This is a genomic window from Brachybacterium sp. Z12 (genome assembly GCF_014400405.1).
Classification (GTDB): domain Bacteria; phylum Actinomycetota; class Actinomycetes; order Actinomycetales; family Dermabacteraceae; genus Brachybacterium.
Window position 1 is genome coordinate 1,356,198 of sequence record NZ_CP060496.1, and the last position, 18,846, is coordinate 1,375,043.

Genomic DNA, 18,846 nt, shown 5'->3' on the forward strand with positions numbered 1-18,846 from the left:
GGCTCAGGCTCCGGGCACCTGCCGCTCGTCCGGGCCGTCGTACTGCGCCAGCGGCCGGATCAGGGCGTTGTTCGCGCGCTGCTCCATGACGTGCGCGGTCCAGCCGGTGATGCGGGCGGCGATGAACAGCGGCGTGAACATCTCGGTGTCGAAGCCCATCAGGTGGTAGGTGGGCCCGGCGGGGTAGTCGAGGTTGGGCTTGATGCCCTTGGCCTCATCCATCGCCTGCTCCAGCCCGTTGTACAGGCCCAGGATCTCGCGACGGTCGAAGTGGGCGATCATCGCGTCCATCGCCTGCTCCATCGTCGGCACGCGGGAATCGCCGTGCTTGTAGACGCGGTGTCCGAAGCCCATCACCTTCTTCTTCTGGGCCAGTGCGTCCTCCATCCACGCCTTCGCGCGGTCCTTGGCCTCGGCCTCGGTCTCCTCGGTCCGGATGCCGAGCTCGTCGAAGGTGTGCATCACGGCCTCGTTCGCGCCGCCGTGCAGCGAGCCCTTCAGTGCACCGATCGCCCCGGCCACCGCAGAATGCAGATCCGACAGGGTCGAGGTGATGACCCGGGCGGTGAAGGTGGAGGCGTTGAAGGAGTGCTCGGCGTACAGCACCATCGAGATCCGGAAGGCGTCGACCACTTCGGGGGCGGCCTCCTCACCGAATGTCATCCACAGGAAGTTCTGCGAGTAGTCGAGGTCCTCACGCGCAGCGATCGGCTCGGTGGGACCGCCTGCGCGCCGACGCCGCTGCTCGTAGGCGATCACCGCAGGCAGCTGGGCGAACAGGCGCCTCGCCTTCTCCAGCTCGGCCTCGGGGAGGAGTCCTCGGCGGTGGGGTCGAGGGCGCCGAGCACGGAGACGGCGGTGCGCACCGAATCCATCGGATGGCAGGTGGCGGGCAGCGAATCCAGCGCCGCCTTCACCTGTAGGGCGAGCTCCCCGGTGGCTGCGCTCGTGCCGGGTGGCCGCGGCGAGCTCCTGCTCATCGGGCAGCTCGCCCGTCCACAGCAGATGCGCCACCGCCTCGAGGGGCTGGGTCGCGGCCAGCTGCGGCACGGGGTAGCCGCGATAGAGCAGCGAGTTGGTCTCGGGGTTCACCTTCGAGATGGCGGAGACGTCGGCGACGACCCCGTTCAGGCCCTTGCGGATCTCACTGGTCTCGGTGGTCATCTCTCACTCCTGGGTCGACGGCGGCGTCTGGTCGGTGCGATGGGCGGTGGGTACTTCGAAGTCGAACACCGAGGCGTCGAAACGGTTGTACCCCTCATAGTCCACCAGTTCGTAGAGTCTGGCGCGAGTGAGCATCTCCGGGACCCGGGATTCCTGGGTGCCCTCGTCGAGGATCGTCTCCAGCACCCGCTCGGCGGCGCCCATCGCGCTGCGCAGCAGCGTGACCGGGTAGATCACCATCGCCACGCCCGCCGATGCGAGCTGCTCACGGGTGTACAGCTCGGACTTCCCGAACTCGGTCATGTTCGCCAACACCGGCACGTCCAGCGCGGCGCAGACCTGCTCGAACTCGGAGAGGTCCTTCAGAGCCTCGGGGAAGATCGCGTCAGCCCCAGCGTCCACCAGCGCCTTCATCCGGTCGATCGCTGCATCGAGCCCATCGGTGGCGCGCAGGTCGGTGCGAGCCATCACCAGGAAGTTCTCGTCACGCCGGCCATCGGCCGCGGCCCGGATCCGCTTCGTGGCGGTCTCCAGATCCACCATCGCCTTGCCGTCGAGGTGGCCGCAGCGCTTGGGGTTGACCTGGTCCTCGATATGGCAGCCGGCGAGGCCGGCGTCCTCGAGCTCCTGGATCGTGCGGGCCACGTTCATCGGTTCGCCGAAGCCGGTATCGGCATCGATCAGGCAGGGCAGGTCGGTGGAGCGGGCGATCTGACCGCCGCGGGCCGCGACCTCGCTCAGGGTCGTCAGCCCCACGTCGGGCAGTCCGAGCTCGTTGGCGATCACCGCCCCGGAGATGTACACCCCGGGGAAGCCCTTCTCCTGGATGAGCTTCGCCGACAGCGGCGTGAACGCGCCCGGGAAGGGCTGCGCAGCCCCGGGCGTGAGCAGGGCGCGCAGGTGCTGGCGTTTCTGCGCCGGCGTGGTGGTGGAGGACAGCATCAGAACAGGCCCTTCGGCCCGGCCGACGCGTCGATCACGCCGGGCGCGGCCTGGATGTTCAGCTGACCCAGCTCACCGGCACGCAGCTGGGAGAGGTTCGCGGCCGCTTCGAGGAAACGTTCGATCTCGGCCGGCTCGACCAGTCCGTCGGCAAGGGCGCGGAACTTGCCGACGTACTGCTCCCGGGCGAAGGGGCGGGCGCCCTGCGGGTGGGCATCGGCCACCGCGATCTGGTCCTCGATGACGGTGCCGTCCTTCAGCGTGATGACCACGGCGCCGCCGAACGCCTTTTCGGTGAGGTCCAGCGAGTGGTAGCGGCGGGTCCACTCCGGCTCCTCCTCGGTGGTGACCTTGTGCCACAACGCCACGGTGTCGGGGCGGGCGGCGCGCTCGGGTGCGTAGGAGTCCACGTGATGCCAGGAGCCGTCCTGCAGGGCGACGGTGAAGATGTACGGGATCGAGTGGTCGAGGGTCTCGCGCGAGGCCGTCGGATCGTACTTCTGCGGATCGTTCGCTCCGGAGCCGATCACGTAGTGGGTGTGGTGCGAGGTGCGGATCAGGATCGAGGCGACGTTGCCGGGGTCGGTGGCCTCGGGGTGCTCATGGTGCAGCTTGCGGGCAAGATCGATCAGGGCCTGCGCCTGGTACTCCGCGGAGTGTTCCTTGGTGTAGGTGTCCAGGATGGAGCGCTTGGGCTCACCAGCCTCCGGCAGCGGCACCGTATACCGCGCCTCGGGGCCGTCCAGCAGCCAGGCGATCACACCGTCCTCGCCCTCGTAGATCGGCACGGGGAGGTCTGGCCGCGCATCGCCCTGTCCGCCGCTTCGACGGCCAGCTTCCCGGCGAAGGCAGGGGCGTGGGCCTTCCAGGTGGAGATCTCGCCCTTGCGGGACTGACGGGTGGCGGTGGTGGTGTGCAGCGCCTGGCCGATGGCCTGGAACACCGTCTCGGTGTCCAGACCCAGCAGGGTGCCGATACCGGCGGCGGCCGACGGGCCGAGGTGGGCGACGTGGTCGATCTTGTGCTTGTGCAGGCAGATCGCGCGCACCAGATCCACCTGCAGCTCGTAGCCGGTGGCGAGGCCGCGGATCAGGTCGCGGCCGGAGCGGCCGGTGTGCTCGGCGACGGCGAGGACCGGGGGAATGTTGTCCCCGGGGTGGGAGTAGTCCGCGGCGAGGAAGGTGTCGTGATAGTCGAGCTCACGCACGGCCACACCGTTGGCCCAAGCGGCCCATTCGGGGGAGGAGTGCTGGGAGATGCCGAAGATGCTCGCGCCCGAGCCGCCGGTGGAGACCGGGTGGCTGAGCGCCTGGGTGCGGGCCGAGACGATCGGGGCACGGTTCAGGGAGGCGATGGCGACCGAGGCGTTGTCGATGATCCGGTTGATGATCATCTCTTCGACATCAGCCTCGACCTCGACCGGATCGACGGCGACCTCGGCCATCTTCCAGGCCAGCTGGCCTTCGCGGGGCAGGTTCTCGTCGGAGCGGTGGACGCGGACGGCGTGGTCTCTCATGCTGTTCTCTCCTGGGTGGTCGAGGTGTGGTCGGTGGGGTCGTGAGCTTCGCTCTGCAGGTGGGCGAGGGCGTGGTGGAGGTGGACGACGGTGCTCGCGGCCGCGAGCTCTGGATCGCCTGCCGCGATGGCCCGAGCGATCGCGGCGTGCTCCTGGGCGGAGGTGGCGAGCCGGGCGGGGGAGTTGCGGGCCAGCCGGCGCAGGCGCCCCAGATGCAGCCGCAGACCGCGCAGCGACTCGGCCAGGTAGGCGTTGCCGCTCGCACTGTCGAGAGCTGTATCGAGCTCTGAGGTGAGGGCGTAGTAGGCGGTGGGCTCGGCCCCTTCCGCGAGCTGCGCGGTGGTCTGATCGAAACGGGTGGCGAGGTCGTGGAAGCTCTCGCGCAGTGCGGCGCCGTCGACGGGATCGGCGGTGCGTTCTGCGGCGCGTCGGGCGGCGAGGGTCTCTAGGGCGATGCGCAGATCGAACAGTTGCGGGGCTTCGGCGAGGGAGACGGCGGTGACGATCACTCCGCGCCCGGTGGCGGGCGCTGCAAGCCCGTCCGCGGCGAGTCTGGAGATGGCTTCGCGGAGAGGGGTGCGGGAGACGCCCAGGCGTGCGGACTGCTCGACCTCGCCGAGGATCGTTCCAGGGGCGAGGATGCCTTCGACGATCTCCTCACGGAGGGCCCGGTAGGCCCGGTCACCGGCACGCATGGGAACGAGTGTATACAGCGGGGTGGTGAATGTGCAGATCGAGCGTGCCTGACCGCACGATCCTGACCCCTGTGTATACAGGATGTGCGGTGCGGCGGGGGATCGTTCCGTCAGATCGTACGGTGACGCGCGGCGGGATCCTGGGGCCCTTCGGTGTCGGCGGTGCGCTCCGGCAACCATGGGTCCTCGTCCTCGTTGAGGGGGATGTCGGAGTTCACGAGTTTGGATTCGAGGGACTTCGAGTAGATCGGTACCGGGTCGGAGGCGATCTCGATGGTGCCGTCGATGTCCTGCCACTCACCGCCGTTGACGGAGAACTGGCCGGAGAAGGTGGTGGTGAGGGTGATGTCGTACCAGCCCTCCTGGGTGTAGGCCGCCGAGACGGTCTCGGAGGGGTAGGGCTTGCCGGGGTTGGTGGTGGTGATGGTGTTCCCATCGCCGAGATCCCAGTGGAAGGAGGTAGGGATTGCGCGGATGGCGACCGGGGTGTCCAGCAGTTCTGTGCTGAGCTCCTGGATCGCCGGGTCGGTGTGGAGGACGTTCGTCATGTTCACCGGGAGCCAGCCATCGGCTGGACCGGCGTTCGCCTGCAGAGGCTTGACCGGCATCGATTTGAAATCGCTCAAGGTCACCGTGATGACGACCGGCTCTTCGGTGACTGCACCTACGTCGCTGGCAGGGATGCAGCGGAATCCCTGCGGAGTTTCCGTGCCCTCCGCGGTGTCGACTAAAAGTGTCTGCACCAGCACCATGTCATCACCGCTATCCCATGATGACTGGGCTCCAGGATCAACGACGATGTCGTTGGCGCCTTCCTGGATCTCGTAGTTCGTGCTTGAGGCGCACGAGTTTTCGTCGGTTACGCAATTAGTCGTGCCCGAGAGGTCGGTCACGCAGTTAGAGGCTGTGCCGCTCGCAACTAGGCGGGACGTGTAGTAGTGAGTGACGCTGGCCGCCGCAGGCGAACTGTTGGAGGTGTCTTCCTGAGGGGTGCCGCCAGTCTCTGCGTCGGTGTGCTCCTGTTTTGTCCCGGCCCCAATTCTGGCATCGCCAACGGTGCCTACCGTTCCCTCCGCTCCGTCCGCCTGCGATGCTGGCAAATAGCCGAAACAAAGCACTAAGACGAAAAGTGTCATCAAATGCCGGGCGGCATAGGTTTTAGCTATGGACATCGGAGCCCCATTCCGCCAAAAGTCCACCCGTAACCCACCTGTCTGTCGACCAGGTTAGTCCGCCTACTGCAATGTATTCGATAGGGTCGACCGCGACTGGTTCTCCGGATTCAGGATCTGGCCGCGTGTGATCCGGAATCGTGAAAGAATAGCCGATCTCGTAGTCGAAGTTCTCGGAATCGTGTGGTGTGAGCTTGACGTCACGGACAGTGAATTCACTCCAGTACAGACCCTGTTCTTGGAGCTTGGGAAGCTCGGCGTTGAACCCGGGGCATCCCTCGCATGCGTCGGTCTGAAGCTCCAAGAGCTCCGAGTCTTCACCAGTTTGGTGAGCCCACATGGACACAGCGATGTAGTACCGGAACGCCTGGATCGCACCGTCTTCGGTCTTCTCGTCCATCCCCGCATAATCCGCAGGATCCGGCGGCGGGATGTCGGGGGCTGCGGCGGTTGCTTCGTCCGTCTCCTCGCCGCCTCCGTCGCTTGGTCCGGCGTCTCCGCCGCCATCGCTGGGGCCGTTGACGTTGATCTCGGGCGGGGCCGTGGTGACGGGGCCTTCCTCGACGTCACCGCACGCGGCGAGACCGAGGAGGAGTGCGCCTGCAGCGGCGGCGCTGAGGAGGCGACGGGGCATGGAGGTGCCTTCCGGGAGTGTGTCAGATCACCGGTACGTTATCCAGGAACTCCCAGGTTCGCCATCGGTTCATCGCGGCTGTGGATAACTCCGGCTCCGGAAGGCTTCCACGGTCTCGGCCGGATCGAGCACCGCTGCGGGGTGAGGGCCAGCCTTCAACCAGGCAGAACGCCACTGTTCGATGTCCGGCGAGGAGAGCCCACCGCCGGCGAGCAGCACCATGTTCCCGTCGGCGGGAGTGCTCAGCAGCGAGGAATGGGTCAGTGTCCACACCCCCGAGAGGCCAGCCTCTGCAGAGGCATCCTCGAGCTCGCGCACTTGAGCGGTGAGGAAGCGCTGCCCGGCATCATCACCGACGTTGACCAGCAGCATCCCGTCGTCCTCCAGGTGCGAGAACGCTTCGAGATAGAAATCCTTCGCGGCCAGATGCTTCGGTGACTCCTCGCCGGAGAACACGTCCAGCACGATCGCGTCGAAGCGTCGGCCCTCCATGGCGGCGAGCTGCTGGCGGGCATCGCCGATCACCACTTCGAGGTCCGTGCCCTCCGGCATCGGTAGCGCTGTGGTGACGAGCGTGGGCAGCTCTCGCTCGATCTCGATCACCACCTGGGCGGAGCCGGGCCGTGTGGCCTGGACGTACCGCGCGAGCGTCAGTGCACCGCCACCCAGATGCGCCACCCGCAGCGGTTCGCCGGGAGGCCACGCCTCGTCGAGCACGTTGGCCATCCGCCGCAGATACTCGTGCACGATGTGCGTCGGGTCCTCGAGATCGACGTGGGACTGCTCCACGCCACCGATCTGCAGCGCCCACCCGCCGGAGACCTCATCCATGACGATCCACGCGGGCTGGTCGGAGAAGCTCAGCTGGGCAGTGCGCTGAGCGCCGGGAAGGAAACCTTGGGTGGCCATGAGGCCATTGTGCGGGATGCCGGAACTGGGGCTCACCAGGGACGACAATAGGGACATGCACACCCTCGAGATCGGAAACCGCAGCTTCGTCATCTCCCGTGCCCAGAAGGAGGACGTTCCGCAGCTCGTGGCGCTCCTGGCCGACGACGTGCTCGGCCGGGACCGCGAGAGCTTGGACCTCGAGTCCTATGAGCGGGCCTTCGCACGGATCGACCGCGATGAGAACCAGCTGCTGATCGCGGTGAGGGATGAGAAGGACTCGCTCGTCGCGACGATGCAGCTCACGCTGATTCCCTCCCTGTCCCGTGGCGGCGCGACCCGGCTGCAGATCGAAGCCGTCCGCGTCGCCGGATCGACCCGGGGAGCGGCCTGGGCACGGCACTGTTCGAGTGGGCCCATCAGTGGGGACGGGAGCACGGTGCGCAGCTCGCGCAGCTGACCACCGATGCCGCACGTACCGACGCTCAGCGCTTCTACGACAGGCTCGGCTACGTCCCGAGCCATGTCGGCTGCAAACTGACGCTGTGAGCGCGCATCAGCGCCGCGGGCCCGAATACACATGCACGTGCAGGTGCTTGGAGTCCTGATACGTGCCGAGGTTCGTGAGCACCGCCGCCGCACCGTGCTCGAGCTCCACCTCGCGGGCGACCCGCTGCACCACGCTCAGCAGCGCACGCAGATCAGCCTCGTCAGCCACGGCCGCCGTGGTGAACGAGCTGATGTGCCGCTTGGGCACCACCACGATATGCTGCTGCCAGAACGGTCGCGTGTGGTGGTAGGCGAGCACCAGCTCGTCCTCATGCACCACGTCCAGCGCCCCGGGATCCGGGATCGCGACGTCGCAGTAGAAGTCCGTGCCCGAGTACGTCGTGGTGCGTGCAGTCATGAGCTCATCATCCAACACCTCGCGGGCGTACGCTCGTGAGCGAACAGTGGGGGAGAGGAGAGGCGATGACGACCACGGAGCACAGCCCCGAGGAGATCGCTGCGGCGAAGAGCGAAGTGCTCGCCGAGCTGGAAGCCCTGTCGGATCCGAGGATCCGCGCGGTCAACGAGAAGCACGGCGACACCCACGCCGTGAACCTCACCAAGCTCCGCGCCCTCGCCAAGCGGCTGAAGGCGCAGCCCATGCTGGCCCGCGCACTGTGGGATTCGGAGGACTCCGCCGCCAAACTGCTCGCGATCCTCATCTCCCGTCCTTCGCACTTTGCGCACGACGAGCTCGACGCGATGCTGCGCACAGCCGGCACCCCCAAGGTCCACGACTGGCTCGTGAACTACCTCGTGCAGAAGGGCCCCCATAGCGAGACGCTGCGCGAAGCCTGGTTTGCTGACCCCGACCCGGTGGTCGCGAGCGCCGGATGGGCACTGACCAGCGATCGGGTGGTGAAGAAGCCCGAGGGGATCGACCAGGTCGCCCTGCTGGATCAGATCGAGGCCGAGATGGCGGATGCCCCGGAGCGGCTGCAGTGGGCGATGAACACGTGCCTGGCCCAGATCGGCATCACGAATCCTGCACTGCGGAACCGGGCACGGAGCATCGGGGAGCGCCTGGAGGTCCTCAAGGACTATCCGACGCCGCCGAACTGCACCTCACCCTTCGCGCCGATCTGGATCGACGAGATGGTGAGGCGCGGACGCGCCGGCTGAGCGGGCGCCCCTCTCACTGCACCGCTGCGACCTCGACGAGCAGCGCCTTGTGGTCGGAGCCGGAGACCGCCTCGAAGCTGGACACCTCACCGAGCACGTCATCGGAGGCGAGGGCGTGGTCGATCCGGGCGAACGAGGGGATCCTGCTGTTCACGGGCCAGGTCGGGTGCCACCGCACACCCTCACCCGGTCGCCGGGCGGCCAGATCGCGCAGGTCGCCGCTGGCGGTCATCTCCCGCATCGTGTGGCTGCTCGATCGCGTTGAAGTCCCCGACCAGCAACAGGTTCTCTTCGAGGTACGGCTCGGCGAGCTCCCGCACTGCAGCTGCATCCCCGGCCCAGGCATCGGCGCCCACCTGCGGGGGCGCCGTATGGATCACGCCGATGTGCCAGTCCGTGCCCTCGACGGTGGTGGTTGCGATCAGGTTCTCGAACACGGTGCCCTCTGCCTGGGCGCTCAGCTCGATCGGAGTGCGTGACAGGAGCGCCGAGCCGGCGGCGCCCTCCGCCGCGGTGCCGGCCTGATGCGGGAACTGCTCGAGCACACCGGCTGAGGCGAGCTCCTCCTCGAAGGCCGGGGTGTACTCCTGCAGCGCGAGCACATCGACGTCCTCGGTGAGGAGGGAGGAGAGCTCGTCGATGTCCGCGCGGCCGTACTGGAGGTTCAGCGAGAGCACGCTCAAAGTGCTGCCGACGGCGATGGGAGCGTCGGAGCGCTCCGGCCCGGGCAGCATCGGCCACGCGCACACCGTCATCGCCGCGATCAGGACCACGGCGCCGAGGATCCGCCAGCGGTCGCGCAGCACCAGCAGCAGGCCGAGGCAGGAGATCAGCACCGGGATCCACAGCAGCGGGATGAATGTGGAGGTGGCGATCATGAGGGGATGTCAGGTGTGCAGCTCGGTGAACAGTCTCAGCACGATCAGCACCGCCGCAGCGAGCCCCGCCGGCACGAGCAGGATCCAGCCCAGCACGGCGAGGGCCGTGCGGCCCGTGCGCCGTCGGAGCCTGGGGTCCGCCCGGTGGGGCGCCGAGGACGAGGAGGAGTGCTCTGCGGTGCTCACCCGAGGAGCGTAGACCGGCAGGGCCGCCAGCCGCCGCAGCCTCGACAGCGGTCAGAGGCGCGCCGTCATACGGCCCCGGGTGCTGCCCGCGGCCCATGGCGGAGGATGGGGCTATGACCCACTTCTACCGGCCCTCTGAGGGCCATAGGCTGCCGCACGATCCCTTCAACGCGATCATCGCGCCGCGGCCGATCGGCTGGATCGCCACGGTGGGTGCGGGGGCGGCGGAATCTCGCCCCGTACTCGTTCTTCAACGCCCTGAACTACCAGCCCCCGCTCGTCGGATTCTCCAGCAACGGTTGGAAGGGCACCGTCGCCAACTGCCGGGACTCGGGTGAGTTCACCTGGAACCTGGTCACGCGCGACCTGGCCGCACAGATGAACGTCACCTCGACCACCGCCGACGTCGACGAGTTCGACGCCGCAGGACTGGAGGCCGCGGACTCGTCGGAGATCACCGCGCCACGGGTCGCCGCCTCGGCGGTGACCTTCGAATGCCGCGTCACCCAGATCGTCGACCTCCAGGCCGCCTCCGGCAGAGCCTCGGGGTCCTGGTTCGTCGTCGGAGAGGTCGTGGGCGTCCATATCGAGGAGTCGCTGCTGGTCGAGGGAGTCTTCGACACCGCCGCGGCCCAGCCGGTGCTGCGCGGCGGCGGGCCGACCGCGTACTTCGGGATCGATGAGGCCCACCGCTTCGACATGCGCCGCCCGGATTGAACGGGCCTTCGACACCGCCTCGCCGCCGACTCTGAGCTGTAGGTTCTCGCTCGTCATGAGCACGGCTCGCTGACCTACGCTGCGACCGAGCCTCGCGGACGGCGGAGCGCGAGCGGCAGGGTCAGCAGGGAGAGGGCGCCGCCGACCAGCAGGGCCGTGCTGAAGGACGAGCCGCTGGCGATCATCCCGATCATTACCGCGCCCAGGCCCGTCCCGGCGTCGAAACCGATGTTCCACACCGCACTGGCCGAGCCGTAGTGCGGGCGGCTGACGGCCTGGAACGCCACCACCAGGGTGAGGTTCTGCAGGGCGCCGTAGCTGATGCCCACCAGCGTCGCTCCGGCCAGCAGGGCCAGCACATCGGTGGCCTGGGGGTCGCGTACTGCCCAGGCGAGGACGGCCATGCCGACGCTGGTGATGATGACCAGCGGCCAGATGAACGCCTGCGGCCCGAACATGTCGGACAGCCCGCCCGCTCGCCAGCGGGCCAGCGCCGCGGTCACCGTCATGCACAGCAGGGCGAGCGTGCTCAGACCCGCGCTGTCGCTCATCGGCGCCATGAAGGTGATCAGGGCGCCACCGGCCAGGGTGACTGCCAGCAGCAGCACCATCGGTCGTAGCAGCTGCAGATAGGGCGGCCGTTCCCGCGAGGTGGGGGCGCGCTCGATCCGTCGGCCCAGGATGATCGCCGGCACCACGCCCGCCGCGGGCAGCATCCCGAGCGCGAAGATCAGCCCGAAGCCGAGGTTCTCCACGATCCACGGTCCGCCGGAGACGAAGAGCACCTGTGGACCGGCGATCGCTAGTCCGTACACGCCGATCGCCTTGCCCCGGCGGGCAGGTTCGACCAGCTCCGCGACCAGAGCGCTGCCGGTCACGGTGAGCACCCCGAAGCCCAGACCGCGCACCGCCGACAGCGCGAGCACGGGCAGGAGGTCGTCGCTGAGAGCGAAGGCGCCCGCAGGCAGGCCCAGCAGCAGCACCCCGGCAGCCAGCACAGGTGACCATCCGAAGCGGCGCAAGGCGGCGGGAACGACCAGCTGGGTGAGGACGGTGAAGAGCATGAGCACGCCGTTGACCAGTCCGGCGCCGACGGAGCCGGCGCCCCCGTGGACCGCCCACAGCGGTGCGACCGGCAGCAGAGCCGCGTACCCGGAGAACCCCAGAACGGTCATGGCGATGAGCAGGGGCATGCCCGGAGCGCGCAGGGCCGAACCGTTCACTGCATATCGGCGGGGGAGACGGGCGCGAAAGTTCGCTCGGGAGGAAGAGACATGGCTCGAAGGCTAACGCCGAGGCCGTGAGGTCTGCAGCTGGGCGCAGAGACCCCAGCCTGCTCGGCGTGACACAGGCGGTCCCGAAGCCCGCGGCCCGTGCGCGCGTCGCTCACCCCGCGGTCGTCAGCCGTTGCCGAGCTCCATCGTGGTCCAGGCGCGCTCCGCCCGGTCCCGTGCCGGCCACCAGATGGAGCTGAGGGGACGGCGCCCTGCACCATGCAGAGCACCGTCTCCTCAGCTCCATCTCGTGAACCCGCCCGGCGCGATCTGGACCGTTCCGCCTTGCCGATCCCCTTGCCGACCGCCCCGTTCCGTCATCCTCGCTCGGGCTCGGACGCGAGGAAAGAGTCCGGATCCACCGGGCGCTTCGCGCGGGGGAGGCCATCGACGACCAGCAGGTACGAGTCGGTCACGAGCTCCCGCACGAACTCTGCGTCGAGGCCTCCTCCGGGTTCGAGGGTGATCCAGTGGCGCTTGTTCATGTGATAGCCGGGGTGATGTCCGGATGTGCCTGGCGTAGCGCCACGGAGTCCCGCGGCTCCGCCTTCAGCACCACCACCGGAACCCCGCGCACTCCGGTGAGCAGGAGGAACATCCGGCCGACGGCCTTCGCCACGTCGTACTCCGGCCCGAAGGGGTGGGTCATCTCGGCGGCAGGCAGTTCCTCGGCGCGGGCGCGGGCGATGTCCTGCAGTGCGATGCCGTCCATGTCAGTCCTCCTGCCGCGCGAGTGGAGTCCGGGCGGCTCGTCGTCTGACGCAGTGGCTCTTTTCGCGCAACGCCTCGATCGGCCCGGCGCGTCCTCTCCGCCTGGGAGTGATCCATGGCTGTCATCGTGTTCTGTGTCACTCCGGGATGAAGCGGGAATGGACCTGACCCCCGCAAAGTTGAGTGAGGTGTACTCAAGTTTGGATCCTCTGGATTGACAACAGTCGCGACGAGTTCTCTACTTGAGTGCGTACAGCTCAAGTCTTGCCGTCGGCCCAGTGGCCGGCAGCGCATGAACTCGTTGCGGCGCATCCGCCGTAGAAAGGCAGGCACCCATGTCCCGTGTCGTCGGAATCGACCTCGGTACCACCAACTCCGCCGTCGCCGTCCTCGAAGGCGGTCAGCCCACGGTCATCGCGAATGCCGAGGGCTCGCGCACCACCCCGTCGGTCGTCGCCTTCTCCAAGCAGGGCGATGTCCTCGTCGGCGAGGTCGCCAAGCGCCAGGCCGTCACCAACGTCGATCGCACGATCGCCTCCGTCAAGCGCCACATGGGCACCGACTGGAGCAAGGAGATCGACGAGAAGAAGTACACCCCGCAGGAGATCTCCGCGCGCACCCTCGGCAAGCTCAAGAAGGACGCCGAGTCCTACCTGGGCGAGGCCGTGACCGATGCGGTCATCACCGTCCCCGCCTACTTCTCGGACTCCGAGCGTCAGGCCACCAAGGACGCCGGCACCATCGCGGGCCTGAACGTCCTGCGCATCATCAACGAGCCCACCGCTGCCGCTCTCGCCTACGGCCTGGAGAAGGGCAAGGACGACGAGCAGATCCTGGTCTTCGACCTCGGCGGCGGCACCTTCGATGTCTCCCTGCTCGAGGTGAGCAAGGATGAGGAGGGCTCCACCATCCAGGTCCAGGCCACCGCCGGTGACAACCGCCTCGGCGGCGACGACTGGGACCAGAAGGTCGTGGACTGGCTGGTCTCTCAGGTCAAGAACAAGGACGGGGTGGATCTGTCCAAGGACAGGATCGCCCTCCAGCGCCTGAAGGAAGCTGCTGAGCAGGCCAAGAAGGAGCTCAGCGCCTCGACCTCCACCTCGATCTCGCTGCAGTACCTGTCGATGACCGAGAACGGCCCGCTGCACCTGGATGAGAAGCTCACCCGTGCCCAGTTCGAGGACATGACCTCGGATCTGCTCGAGCGCACCAAGGCACCCTTCCACCAGGTCATCAAGGATGCGGGCGTCTCCGTCTCCGACATCGACCACGTGGTCCTCGTCGGCGGCTCGACCCGCATGCCGGCCGTCACCGAGGTCGTGAAGGCCCTCACCGGTGGCAAGGAGCCCAACAAGTCCGTGAACCCGGACGAGGTCGTCGCCGTGGGTGCCGCGCTGCAGGCAGCCGTCATCAAGGGTGAGCGCAAGGACGTCCTGCTCATGGACGTCACCCCGCTCTCCCTCGGCATCGAGACCAAGGGCGGCGTGATGACCAAGCTCATCGAGCGCAACGCGGCCATCCCTACCAAGACCTCCGAGGTGTTCTCCACCGCTGAGGACAACCAGCCCTCCGTGGCGATCCAGGTGTTCCAGGGCGAGCGTCAGTTCACCCGGGACAACAAGATGCTCGGCACCTTCGAGCTGACCGGAATCGCCCCGGCACCCCGCGGCATCCCGCAGGTCGAGGTCACCTTCGACATCGACTCCAACGGCATCGTGCACGTGACCGCCAAGGACCGCGGCACCGGCAACGAGCAGTCCATCCAGATCACCGGTGGCTCGGCTCTGTCCGATGAGGACATCGACCGCATGGTGAAGGACGCCGAGACCCACGCCGCCGAGGACGAGGAGCGCCGCAAGAACGCCGACGCCCGCAACACCCTCGAGCAGCTCGTCTACCAGGGCGAGAAGCTGCTGAAGGACAACGCGGACAAGATCGAGGACGCGGACAAGACCAAGTCCGAGGACGCCATCAAGGAGGCCAAGGACGCACTGGCCAGCGAGGACTCCTCCACCGAGGACCTCGAGGGCAAGCGCGACGCCCTCAACGAGGCGCTGCAGGCCGTGGGCACCGCGATCTACTCCCAGGCTGAGGGCGCTGAGGGCGCCGAGGGCGCTGAGGGTGGGACCGCCGAGTCGTCCGACGATGACGACGTGGTCGACGCCGAGATCGTGGACGAGGACGAGGAGCAGAAGTGATGACCGAGGACCGGAGCACTCCTGACGACGCGGAGCGTCCTGAGGGTGAGCCGAGGTTCTCCTTCACCGACAAGCGCAAGGTGAACCCCGAGGACGGCTCCGTCCGCTCCTCGGGGGCCACCCCCGCGGCAGAGGGTCAGGGCTCGGCTGAGCCTGTGGATCCGATCGATGCCGAGGCGGCGAAGCTCTTCGAGCAGGCGGCGCAGGGCGGGGACGACTCCGTCCCGGCCGACGCCGGCCGTGTTGCGGAGCTGGAGGGTCAGGTCATCGAGCTGACCGAGCAGCTCAAGCGCGAGCAGGCGGAGTACGTCAACTCCCGCCGGCGCATCGAGGGCGCGGCAGAGGTGAGCAAGGAGGCGGCAGTGGCCCGCGTCCTCGGCTCGCTGATCGGCGTGCTCGACGATGTGGAGCTGGGCCGCCAGCACGGCGACATCCCCGAGGGCACCCCGTTCCACTCGATCGCCCAGAAGCTCGAGGAGGTGCTCGGCTCGCACGGGCTGAAGCGCTTCGGCGCGGTCGGGGAGCAGTTCGATCCGAACCTCCACGAGGCGCTGATGCACGAGGACGCCGACGACGTCCAGACCGCGACGATCTCGCTGGTCATGCAGCCCGGCTACGCGATGCACGACCGCATCCTCCGACCCGCCCGGGTCGGCACCCGGGGCCCCGCCTGATCGACGTGCTGTGAGCTGGCGAACGGCAGGAGATCAGGCAGTCGATACCGCCTGATCGACGTGCTGTGAGCTCGCGAACGGCAGGAGATCAGGCAGTCGATACCGCCTGATCGACGTGCTGTGAGCTGGCGAACGGCAGGAGATCAGGGAGAAGGCAGAACCTGAGGGGTACCACCACCCCCATGACGCGGTGCGGGGCCCGTCGGCCATGAGCCGGCAGGCCCCGCGCCCGTCCCCCGTAGGACACGACGAAACAGCTGACGCTCCCGGAAGGAGACGCGCATGTCCCAACAGGACTGGCTCGACAAGGACTTCTACGCGGTCCTCGGCGTCTCCAAGGACGCGAGCGCGCAGGACATCAAGAAGGCCTACCGCACACAGGCCCGCAAGCACCACCCTGATCATCACCCTGACAATCCCAAGGCCGAGGAGAAGTTCAAGGAGATCGGCGAGGCCTACTCGGTCCTCACCGACGACGAGCAGCGCCAGCAGTACGACGCGATCCGGGCCATGGGCTCCGGCGGCGCGCGCTTCTCCGCCGGCCAGGGTGGCCCCGGCGGCGCCGGCTTCGAGGACGTCTTCTCCTCGATGTTCGGCGGCGGCGGCCACCCCGGCGCTCGTCCCGCTCCCGGCGGCGGCGCCAACCCCGATATCGACGATCTGCTGAAGATGTTCGGCGGCCAGGCCGGAGGCTTCGGCGGTGGGGGCCCGGCCGGGTTCGCCCCGAACCGCGCCCCGGCGAAGGGCTCCGACACCTCCGCACGGACCCGCATCAGCTTCCGCGACGCGGCGCTGGGCACCGATCTGCGGCTGACGGTCGACGGTCGCACGGTCACCACCCGCATCCCTGCGGGAGTGCATGACGGGCAGAAGATCCGCCTGCGCGGCAAGGGCCGTCCCGGTCCCGGCGGGGCCCCCGCCGGCGATCTGCTGCTGACCCTCGACGTCGAGGAGCACCCGGTCTGGAGCGCCGAGGGCACGAACCTGCGCATCACGGTGCCGATCTCCTTCGACGAAGCCGTGCTGGGCACCACCGTGGCGGTCCCGCTGCTGGACGGCGACTCCGTCTCGGTGAAGGTCCCGCCCGGCACCCCCTCCGGCCGCACCCTGAGGGTGCGCGGGAAGGGACTGGTCACCAAGAAGAAGACGGGTGACCTCCACGTCACCGTGCAGGTCGCGGTCCCCACCCACGTCGAAGGCGCGGCGAAGCAGGCGATCGAGGACCTCCGCTCAGCGCTGGCCGACGAGGATCCGCGCGCCGGCCTCAGCGAGGCCGCCGCCCGCTGACCCGGGCCTGGGCCCGGACGATGAGGCCCCCGCACCGCCCGATCCAGGAAGGAGCATCCCGATGGCGCACTCACCCCGCGTCGAGGACCGTGCCCCGGTCTTCGTGATCTCGGTGGCGGCGGAGCTGTCCGGGATGCATCCCCAGACTCTGCGCCAGTACGACCGGCTGGGCCTGGTGATCCCGCAGCGCACCCGGGGAGAGGCCGTCGCTACAGCACTCGCGACGTCACCCGCCTGCGGGAGATCCAGGCGCTCTCCCAGGACCAGGGCATCAACCTCGCCGGCATCAAACGGATCCTCGAGCTGCAGGACGAGGTCACCGCGCTCTGGAGGGGAAGCTCGAGCAGGTGCGCGAGCGGCTCGGTGCGATGACGCCCGCGCAGCGTCGCGTGTTCTCCGCCGATCGCGACGGGGAGATCAGCGCCCTGCGCCGCGGCGAGCGCCCGCGCCGCCGCAGCACCAGCAACGCCCTGGTGGTGTGGCGGCCTACGCGCCGTTCCTGATCTCGCGGGAGTGCTGGCGTGGGGTCACTGCGGCGAGCCGGTAGATCTCCTGGAGCTGCAGCGCCACCTGATCCAGGTCCACGCCCTCGGCCGCCTGCCGCCCGGCACCCGTGAGGTCCGCGAGATCCCCGGCCAGCAGTGCGGAGAGCTTTCGGGCGACCTGGCCCGCGAACTCGGGCCCGTCCCCGGTGACCTGGTGCGTGAGCACCCCGTCGGGCATCGCGTCCCGGTACAACGGGATCCCTCGCACCAGCGTGGGGGTCTCGCTCGCCAGCGCTTCCCAGAGCACGATCCCCTCTGTCTCCTCCTTGGTGAGGAAGGCGAAGACATCCGCCCCGGCGTAGGCCTCCCGCAGATGTTCCGCGTCCACGTACCCGGGGAACAGTGCATTGGGCGGTGCCGTCGAGAGCGCGTGCTGGACCTCCGCGGTCAGCAGGCGCGGGTCGGTGCGCCCGTACCAGACGAAGCTCACCTCGGGCAGCTGCCTGGCGACCTCGACCCAGTCCAAGATCCCCTTGCGCACCACCTGCATCCCCACGCTGATGACCACGGTGGCGTCGGGGGCGAGTCCGAGCCCTTCCCGCTGCCGTTCCCGTGCCGTCGGATCCGGGCGGAAGAAGCCGGTGTCCACGCCGTTGGACAGCACCCGGATCGGTGCGCTGATCCCGTATTTCGGGGCGGAGACCAGCTGCTTGGAGTAGTCGCTGGGGGTGACGACCACATCGCCGCGCCGGTACAGGTGTGCGATCCAGCGTCGGAAGAGAGGGGCGATCCGGTTCGATCCCGTGAAGGAATCCCGGAAATCGTCCTCGGTGGAGTGGGCCCACATCAGCACCGGCCGCCGCCGCAGCCGGGCCCACGTCGCCAGCACGGGGGTGTCCGGGAAGGGGTGTTCAGATGCACCACGTCGAAGCGGCGCAGCGGATTGGTGATCACCTGGTGCCCGAGCGAGCGCACCGCCTTCTCCTGGTGACGCATCGCGGCGCCGATGCCTGATTCACGGGCGAGGCCTGCGAGACCTCGGGGCATCAGCACCCGCAGCGGCTCCTCGGCTCGGGCAGGCTGTTGCGGACCCCGGCCGGGCAGCACGGTGCCGGCCAGACGCTCGATCCGGCGGAGGGCACCGCCCCAGGGACGGTTGCTTCGCGGGTCGCGAGAACTCATGAGCATGGGGGAACTCCGTTCACCAGGGCAGGAATCGCATGACCAGGGTGCTGATGCCCAGCCCATAGGCGATCAGAGCCCATGGCTTGCACAGCAGGATGATCGCGACATAGGTGCGCCACCGCATCCGGGTGGTGCCGGCGATGTAGCACAGCAGGTCATCCGGTGCCACGGGCAGGGCGATCGCCACGGCGAAGGCGCGTGTGAAGTGGGGGCTGCGGGTCCAGCCGAGGAATTTCTCGACCGTGCGCGGGCGGAAGATCCGTTCGATGAGCGACATCCCCACGTTCCGGGCGATGAGGAAGTTCAGCAACGAGCCCGCGCACACCGCGATGTAGTTGTAGACCGTTCCCTCGACGGGGCCGAACAGCACCGGGCCGGCCAGCACGAGCAGCCCGGCGGGCACGATCGGGAACACCACCGAGGCGGCCGAGACCACCAGGAAGACGATCGGTCCCCAGGCCCCCAGAGAGTCGATGAACGCCTGCAGGTTCTCGAGGGACTGCAGCACTCCCGCCTGCAGCCCCCACCAGACCAGGCCGATGCTGAGGCCGAGCCCCAGCAGGGGGAGA

21 protein-coding genes and 3 pseudogenes are annotated in these 18,846 nt (G+C 68.3%); 8 read left to right on the forward strand and 16 right to left on the reverse strand.

What is annotated here, in order from left to right; all coding sequences use genetic code 11:
* Positions 1 to 3: 3 nt before the first annotated feature.
* From H3H54_RS07245 to H3H54_RS07275, 7 genes and pseudogenes are all read right to left on the reverse strand, one after another.
* The gene (locus tag H3H54_RS07245; protein ID WP_262426082.1) at positions 4 to 1,164 is read right to left on the reverse strand and encodes a bifunctional 2-methylcitrate synthase/citrate synthase; all 1,161 of its coding nucleotides are present in this window, start codon (positions 1,162 to 1,164) and stop codon (positions 4 to 6) included.
* Positions 1,165 to 1,167: 3 nt separating this feature from the next.
* Positions 1,168 to 2,106: a methylisocitrate lyase gene (prpB, locus tag H3H54_RS07250; RefSeq protein ID WP_262426083.1), complete on the reverse strand. Its 939-nt coding sequence runs from the start codon at positions 2,104 to 2,106 to the stop codon at positions 1,168 to 1,170.
* A pseudogene (locus H3H54_RS07255) lies at positions 2,106 to 3,622 on the reverse strand (MmgE/PrpD family protein). Before H3H54_RS07255 ends, prpB begins: the two are co-directional and overlap by 1 nt.
* Positions 3,619 to 4,317 (reverse strand): GntR family transcriptional regulator, encoded by a 699-nt coding sequence (locus H3H54_RS07260; protein WP_262426084.1) that lies wholly within the window; start codon positions 4,315 to 4,317, stop codon positions 3,619 to 3,621. Before H3H54_RS07260 ends, H3H54_RS07255 begins: the two are co-directional and overlap by 4 nt.
* A 110-nt stretch (positions 4,318 to 4,427) precedes the next feature.
* A complete protein-coding gene (locus H3H54_RS07265) occupies positions 4,428 to 5,210 on the reverse strand; it encodes a PKD domain-containing protein (RefSeq protein ID WP_262426085.1) in 783 nt (260 codons plus the stop codon).
* Between the two features lie 265 nt (positions 5,211 to 5,475).
* On the reverse strand, positions 5,476 to 6,123 hold the full coding sequence (locus H3H54_RS07270) for a DUF6318 family protein (RefSeq protein WP_262426086.1): 648 nt from the start codon (positions 6,121 to 6,123) through the stop codon (positions 5,476 to 5,478).
* Between the two features lie 69 nt (positions 6,124 to 6,192).
* Positions 6,193 to 7,032 (reverse strand): spermidine synthase, encoded by an 840-nt coding sequence (locus tag H3H54_RS07275; RefSeq protein WP_262426087.1) that lies wholly within the window; start codon positions 7,030 to 7,032, stop codon positions 6,193 to 6,195.
* Positions 7,033 to 7,087: 55 nt separating this feature from the next.
* On the opposite strand from H3H54_RS07275, the gene H3H54_RS07280 reads away from it, so the two are divergent.
* Together H3H54_RS07280 and H3H54_RS18795 are read left to right on the forward strand one after the other, a co-directional pair.
* Positions 7,088 to 7,471, forward strand: coding sequence for a GNAT family N-acetyltransferase (locus H3H54_RS07280; protein WP_316249154.1), 384 nt, complete (start codon positions 7,088 to 7,090; stop codon positions 7,469 to 7,471).
* Complete coding sequence (locus tag H3H54_RS18795) at positions 7,414 to 7,560, forward strand: GNAT family N-acetyltransferase (protein ID WP_316249209.1); 147 nt, start codon at positions 7,414 to 7,416, stop codon at positions 7,558 to 7,560. The genes H3H54_RS07280 and H3H54_RS18795 overlap by 58 nt, the downstream gene beginning before the upstream one ends.
* Positions 7,561 to 7,567: 7 nt before the next feature.
* Here the strand turns inward: H3H54_RS18795 and H3H54_RS07285 are convergent, their stop codons facing one another.
* Positions 7,568 to 7,918, reverse strand: a complete 351-nt coding sequence (locus H3H54_RS07285; RefSeq protein ID WP_262426088.1) for an HIT domain-containing protein — start codon at positions 7,916 to 7,918, stop codon at positions 7,568 to 7,570.
* A gap of 65 nt (positions 7,919 to 7,983) precedes the next feature.
* Here H3H54_RS07285 and H3H54_RS07290 point away from each other — a divergent pair, with 65 nt between their 5' ends.
* Positions 7,984 to 8,682: a DNA alkylation repair protein gene (locus H3H54_RS07290; RefSeq protein ID WP_262426089.1), complete on the forward strand. Its 699-nt coding sequence runs from the start codon at positions 7,984 to 7,986 to the stop codon at positions 8,680 to 8,682.
* A 13-nt stretch (positions 8,683 to 8,695) separates the two neighbouring features.
* On the opposite strand, the gene H3H54_RS07295 is transcribed toward H3H54_RS07290, so the two are convergent.
* Genes H3H54_RS07295 through H3H54_RS07305 form a run of 3 tightly spaced genes read right to left on the reverse strand, consistent with a single transcriptional unit; the run spans position 8,696 to position 9,746 of the window.
* A complete protein-coding gene (locus H3H54_RS07295) occupies positions 8,696 to 8,914 on the reverse strand; it encodes a hypothetical protein (RefSeq protein WP_262426090.1) in 219 nt (72 codons plus the stop codon).
* Positions 8,865 to 9,560 (reverse strand): endonuclease/exonuclease/phosphatase family protein, encoded by a 696-nt coding sequence (locus tag H3H54_RS07300; RefSeq protein ID WP_262426091.1) that lies wholly within the window; start codon positions 9,558 to 9,560, stop codon positions 8,865 to 8,867. The genes H3H54_RS07295 and H3H54_RS07300 overlap by 50 nt, the downstream gene beginning before the upstream one ends.
* Before the next feature lie 9 nt (positions 9,561 to 9,569).
* Positions 9,570 to 9,746, reverse strand: coding sequence for a hypothetical protein (locus H3H54_RS07305; protein ID WP_262426092.1), 177 nt, complete (start codon positions 9,744 to 9,746; stop codon positions 9,570 to 9,572).
* Between the two features lie 213 nt (positions 9,747 to 9,959).
* Here H3H54_RS07305 and H3H54_RS07310 point away from each other — a divergent pair, with 213 nt between their 5' ends.
* Positions 9,960 to 10,463, forward strand: coding sequence for a flavin reductase family protein (locus H3H54_RS07310; RefSeq protein ID WP_262426093.1), 504 nt, complete (start codon positions 9,960 to 9,962; stop codon positions 10,461 to 10,463).
* A gap of 74 nt (positions 10,464 to 10,537) precedes the next feature.
* On the opposite strand, the gene H3H54_RS07315 is transcribed toward H3H54_RS07310, so the two are convergent.
* Both H3H54_RS07315 and H3H54_RS19545 read right to left on the reverse strand, forming a co-directional pair.
* A complete protein-coding gene (locus H3H54_RS07315; RefSeq protein WP_262426094.1) occupies positions 10,538 to 11,656 on the reverse strand; it encodes an MFS transporter in 1,119 nt (372 codons plus the stop codon).
* Positions 11,657 to 12,054: 398 nt separating this feature from the next.
* A pseudogene (locus H3H54_RS19545) lies at positions 12,055 to 12,449 on the reverse strand (MmcQ/YjbR family DNA-binding protein).
* 334 nt (positions 12,450 to 12,783) lie between these two features.
* Here H3H54_RS19545 and dnaK point away from each other — a divergent pair.
* From dnaK to H3H54_RS07340, 4 genes and pseudogenes are all read left to right on the forward strand, one after another.
* Positions 12,784 to 14,646 (forward strand): molecular chaperone DnaK, encoded by a 1,863-nt coding sequence (dnaK, locus tag H3H54_RS07325; protein WP_262426095.1) that lies wholly within the window; start codon positions 12,784 to 12,786, stop codon positions 14,644 to 14,646.
* Positions 14,646 to 15,320 carry a nucleotide exchange factor GrpE gene (locus tag H3H54_RS07330; RefSeq protein WP_262426096.1) on the forward strand — a complete coding sequence of 225 codons (675 nt, stop codon included), beginning with the start codon at positions 14,646 to 14,648 and terminating at the stop codon, positions 15,318 to 15,320. The genes dnaK and H3H54_RS07330 overlap by 1 nt, the downstream gene beginning before the upstream one ends.
* 282 nt (positions 15,321 to 15,602) lie before the next feature.
* Complete coding sequence (locus H3H54_RS07335) at positions 15,603 to 16,607, forward strand: DnaJ C-terminal domain-containing protein (RefSeq protein ID WP_262426097.1); 1,005 nt, start codon at positions 15,603 to 15,605, stop codon at positions 16,605 to 16,607.
* Between the two features lie 61 nt (positions 16,608 to 16,668).
* A pseudogene (locus tag H3H54_RS07340) lies at positions 16,669 to 17,110 on the forward strand (heat shock protein transcriptional repressor HspR).
* Here the strand turns inward: H3H54_RS07340 and H3H54_RS07345 are convergent.
* Genes H3H54_RS07345 through H3H54_RS07355 form a run of 3 tightly spaced genes read right to left on the reverse strand, consistent with a single transcriptional unit; the run spans position 17,094 to position 18,785 of the window.
* On the reverse strand, positions 17,094 to 17,981 hold the full coding sequence (locus H3H54_RS07345; RefSeq protein WP_262426098.1) for a glycosyltransferase family 4 protein: 888 nt from the start codon (positions 17,979 to 17,981) through the stop codon (positions 17,094 to 17,096). The pseudogene H3H54_RS07340 and the gene H3H54_RS07345 overlap by 17 nt on opposite strands.
* Positions 17,939 to 18,274 carry a hypothetical protein gene (locus H3H54_RS07350; protein WP_262426099.1) on the reverse strand — a complete coding sequence of 112 codons (336 nt, stop codon included), beginning with the start codon at positions 18,272 to 18,274 and terminating at the stop codon, positions 17,939 to 17,941. Before H3H54_RS07350 ends, H3H54_RS07345 begins: the two co-directional genes overlap by 43 nt.
* Before the next feature lie 19 nt (positions 18,275 to 18,293).
* Complete coding sequence (locus tag H3H54_RS07355; protein ID WP_262426100.1) at positions 18,294 to 18,785, reverse strand: TVP38/TMEM64 family protein; 492 nt, start codon at positions 18,783 to 18,785, stop codon at positions 18,294 to 18,296.
* Positions 18,786 to 18,846 lie beyond the last annotated feature (61 nt).

What these genes read in the sequence shown, in the direction of transcription:
- H3H54_RS07295 (WP_262426090.1), bottom strand. Translation starts at nt 8,914, where the DNA reads ATGACCGCCAGCGGCGACCTGCGCGATCTGGCCGCCCGGCGACCGGGT.
- H3H54_RS07275 (WP_262426087.1), bottom strand. Translation starts at nt 7,032, where the DNA reads ATGGCCACCCAAGGTTTCCTTCCCGGCGCTCAGCGCACTGCCCAGCTG.
- H3H54_RS07285 (WP_262426088.1), bottom strand. Translation starts at nt 7,918, where the DNA reads ATGACTGCACGCACCACGACGTACTCGGGCACGGACTTCTACTGCGAC.
- H3H54_RS07350 (WP_262426099.1), bottom strand. Translation starts at nt 18,274, where the DNA reads ATGAGTTCTCGCGACCCGCGAAGCAACCGTCCCTGGGGCGGTGCCCTC.
- H3H54_RS07280 (WP_316249154.1), top strand. Translation starts at nt 7,088, where the DNA reads ATGCACACCCTCGAGATCGGAAACCGCAGCTTCGTCATCTCCCGTGCC.
- prpB (WP_262426083.1), bottom strand. Translation starts at nt 2,106, where the DNA reads ATGCTGTCCTCCACCACCACGCCGGCGCAGAAACGCCAGCACCTGCGC.
- H3H54_RS07335 (WP_262426097.1), top strand. Translation starts at nt 15,603, where the DNA reads ATGTCCCAACAGGACTGGCTCGACAAGGACTTCTACGCGGTCCTCGGC.
- H3H54_RS07330 (WP_262426096.1), top strand. Translation starts at nt 14,646, where the DNA reads ATGACCGAGGACCGGAGCACTCCTGACGACGCGGAGCGTCCTGAGGGT.
- dnaK (WP_262426095.1), top strand. Translation starts at nt 12,784, where the DNA reads ATGTCCCGTGTCGTCGGAATCGACCTCGGTACCACCAACTCCGCCGTC.
- H3H54_RS07315 (WP_262426094.1), bottom strand. Translation starts at nt 11,656, where the DNA reads ATGCCCCTGCTCATCGCCATGACCGTTCTGGGGTTCTCCGGGTACGCG.
- H3H54_RS07245 (WP_262426082.1), bottom strand. Translation starts at nt 1,164, where the DNA reads ATGACCACCGAGACCAGTGAGATCCGCAAGGGCCTGAACGGGGTCGTC.
- H3H54_RS07300 (WP_262426091.1), bottom strand. Translation starts at nt 9,560, where the DNA reads ATGATCGCCACCTCCACATTCATCCCGCTGCTGTGGATCCCGGTGCTG.
- H3H54_RS07270 (WP_262426086.1), bottom strand. Translation starts at nt 6,123, where the DNA reads ATGCCCCGTCGCCTCCTCAGCGCCGCCGCTGCAGGCGCACTCCTCCTC.
- H3H54_RS07290 (WP_262426089.1), top strand. Translation starts at nt 7,984, where the DNA reads ATGACGACCACGGAGCACAGCCCCGAGGAGATCGCTGCGGCGAAGAGC.
- H3H54_RS07260 (WP_262426084.1), bottom strand. Translation starts at nt 4,317, where the DNA reads ATGCGTGCCGGTGACCGGGCCTACCGGGCCCTCCGTGAGGAGATCGTC.